This is a genomic window from Streptosporangium sp. G11 (assembly GCF_051192615.1).
Classification (GTDB): domain Bacteria; phylum Actinomycetota; class Actinomycetes; order Streptosporangiales; family Streptosporangiaceae; genus Streptosporangium.
In genome coordinates, this window is record NZ_JBPJUQ010000347.1 from 1 (window position 1) to 715 (window position 715).

Genomic DNA, 715 nt, shown 5'->3' on the forward strand with positions numbered 1-715 from the left:
TACGAGATGCTCTACCCGAACGTCCAGTCGGCATGAGAGTCAACCAAGCCGACTCCACCGAACTCGGGGTACATCAGGCGGCGATCGACTTCCAGGGCGGGACCGGCACCGCGGAGTTGATGGAGGCGGTGGCCATCTTGAAGCGGCTGAACGAGGGCGGCGGCCGCAAGGTGCCCGAGGGCGCACCGACCTCGCCCTGGCCGCCATCCACGCGGCCCGGCCCAAGATGATCCGCGACCTCCGGCTCGACGACATCGACCTGGGCAACCACCGCCTCACCATCGGCGGCCACCCGCGCCCCCTCGACGAACTCACCCGTCAAGCGCTCCTCGCTTGGCTGGACTACCGGCGCAGCCGCTGGCCGAACACCGCCAATCCACACCTGCTGCTCACCCAGCACACCGCGATGGAGACCTCACCGGTCGGCAGGCTCTGGGTCACCAACGCCGTCCGGGGCCTGACCGCCACTCTGGAGCACCTTCGCATCGACCGCCAGCTCGAAGAGGCTCTGACCCGCGGCCCCGATCCACTGCATCTGGCCAGCGTGTTCGGCATCGATGACAAGACGCCATCCACTACACCAACGCCGCCCGTCACCTCCTGCAGACCGCTGCGGAAACGCCCGAACCACCGTGACACCATAGGCGTCGTGATCTCTGCTGATGAGCTTGCCAGCCGCAGGCTGCTCCAGGTGACGGTGTCATGGCACATCCAC

2 protein-coding genes are annotated in these 715 nt (G+C 67.3%); both read left to right on the forward strand.

Annotation, left to right across the window (positions count from 1 at the left end; translation table 11 throughout):
• Window positions 1-230, forward strand: a 230-nt coding sequence (locus ACSDR0_RS50960) for a hypothetical protein (protein WP_435296194.1), incomplete at its 5' end; no start/stop codon positions are given.
• Window positions 227-715 (forward strand): hypothetical protein (locus ACSDR0_RS50965; RefSeq protein ID WP_435296195.1); only part of this gene is annotated, 489 nt, incomplete at its 3' end. The genes ACSDR0_RS50960 and ACSDR0_RS50965, both read left to right, overlap by 4 nt.